General features: G+C 61.4%; 3 protein-coding genes. 1 reads left to right on the top strand and 2 read right to left on the bottom strand.

The genetic code is table 11. The features are described from left to right. The first annotated feature begins 53 nt into the window (after positions 1-53). Positions 54-500: a hypothetical protein gene (locus Q1V87_RS10340; RefSeq protein ID WP_079941022.1), complete on the top strand. Its 447-nt coding sequence runs from the start codon at positions 54-56 to the stop codon at positions 498-500. Positions 501-513: 13 nt separating this feature from the next. Here the strand turns inward: Q1V87_RS10340 and Q1V87_RS10335 are convergent, their stop codons facing one another. Together Q1V87_RS10335 and Q1V87_RS10330 are read right to left on the bottom strand one after the other, a co-directional pair. Then, entirely contained in the window at positions 514-888 is a 375-nt protein-coding gene (locus Q1V87_RS10335; protein ID WP_079941021.1) for a hypothetical protein, read from the bottom strand. An 88-nt stretch (positions 889-976) separates the two neighbouring features. Next, the gene (locus tag Q1V87_RS10330; RefSeq protein WP_079941020.1) at positions 977-1,747 is read right to left on the bottom strand and encodes a DUF6349 family protein; all 771 of its coding nucleotides are present in this window, start codon (positions 1,745-1,747) and stop codon (positions 977-979) included. Positions 1,748-1,946: the final 199 nt, after the last annotated feature.

Below are 1,946 nucleotides of genomic sequence, written 5' to 3'. Positions count from 1 at the left end.
TCAGTCAAGCGCACCTCGTTCTCATCCCGAGAGCCGTGAGCGAGGAGTGAGCGATGGCCGTGAAGCGAGCACCCGTCGACAAGTTCCTCGACTCTGGCTATCCGTCAGGAACTGCAGCGCGCAAAGCACGATTCGTGAACGCGCTACTCCGATTCATCGCAGACGATTACCCGGAGGACAGATTCACGAACCAGCTCTACGAGGGCCTCTACAACTCGGGCTACTTCGGGTTCATCGCCCACTACGACCGTGCAGGGTTCTACTACGAGCAACTCTCCACACCAGAGCGGCGCACCAGGTTCCTCACTGACCTGCGCCGCTCGTGCGACCGAGACCGCCATACTGAACGGCCCGACATCTGGAGCGACGTGAAAGCCGTGCTCGCCGAACGCTTGAACCCATCCGAACCTCAGACCGCGCGTGCCGCGCGAACCGCTCGAACGGCATCCGGCGCGCGTCGAGCCGCCGCACCAAAGTACGACGGCCCGACACTGTTCTGAGTAGACGGCCCCGCTACCGACGAGAAGTCGCAGGCTCGGCGCCGCACTCGTCAATAACTGTCTCTTGCGCCATGCGCTTCAGCTCGCGCGCCTCGCGCAACCTCGCTTTGCCGAGTACCGTCAGGCTGATCGGCCCCCACACGAGGAACTTGATCGCGTTCCAGATGCAGAGAATGAACACGAGATACAGCCACTCGGGAGCACTCACCTCGATCAGAGCGAGAGCGCCGCGTGCGATCAACAGGTAGGGGATCGAGAGCAGCATCGCCGGTACACCGTAGCGGAGATTTTCGCGGCGGTGCAGGAACCAGATCAGCCGGTTCGTCGGAGCGTACCGCTGCAACAGATCGTTCGCGAAGCTACTGAGATGCCAGATGATAGTGAGCATGACGGAGTCCTTTACAGATCTACCGGCGGTCAGATTCGTGTAAAAGCACTTCGCAGCTCAGGCTGCTCCGTCATTCCCCAGGCGGGGCTTATTTGCCGTGTGCTCCTAACTGTACGCCTGAAGGCCTGAAAAGCACAGCATGTTCAGGAACGGCTGAGACCCTGTGCCTCGGTGTATGCACAGGCGCAGCACTCTTGAGATGTGCAGCGGGGGCCTCAGTACTCGGCTCAGGCAAGGGTCGATCAAGAGCGGTTGATGAGAGGTCATAGCCGCCCCGGGGCGAGTATTCGGCGACGTGTCGAGTCGCGTAGCGTGCGCGCTCGGTGATGATCGGTGCACCAGACACTTGCATCTCGGCCGGGTAGTGCGCTGCGATCCATTTGCGGCCTAACTTGGTGAAGCCGCCGCCATCGCGCACCCGAATCTGCGCGGGCACGACTGGTAGCTCACGCCAGTTCGGGATCGCGTGATTGTGCCACCCCTCGACGCTATCGATTTCCGAGTCGCTGACCTGATGCCACTCGCATGGTTCGCAGACCGCGAGATACATGAGGTCGCCCGGCCCCTCGCACTTCGGCTCGGGGCGCAGGTCAGCTGAGAACATGACGAGGCGGTGATCGCCGTACTCGGTGCCACCATTGAGCCATCCGTATCCGGTGTGCCACATACGGCTATGCGGGATCGACCCGAAACGGCCATTGAGAAGCTGCCAATGCTCAAACGCGGCCTGTAGCTCGCCCGGCGAGAAGTAGTCGGTGGTGAAGTGCAGTGGCGCGCCCTGCCACTCGGGTGGGTTCGCGCGGAGATCCTCACGCACGAGCTCGTCAAGATCGAACGCAAGCTGACTGTCGTTGTTCAACGTCTATTACCACCACTCGGAGCCTGGACTATCTGGTGAGACTGTACTCACGAGCAACGGTGTGTTGCGGGGTATTCTGCGCAAGTGTCGCCGTGAGAAGACCACGCGGCGATGCATCTAAGAGTTCGGTGATGTCGGTGTGACTTTGCACGAGGGTCGCGCGACCCTCGCGGATGAGCGCGTTGGTGCCGTGGCTAGC

Source organism: Microbacterium sp. (assembly GCF_030149085.1).
Classification (GTDB): domain Bacteria; phylum Actinomycetota; class Actinomycetes; order Actinomycetales; family Microbacteriaceae; genus Microbacterium.
Note: the sequence above shows the minus strand (reverse complement) of the source record. Positions and strands in the feature narration are given on the sequence as shown.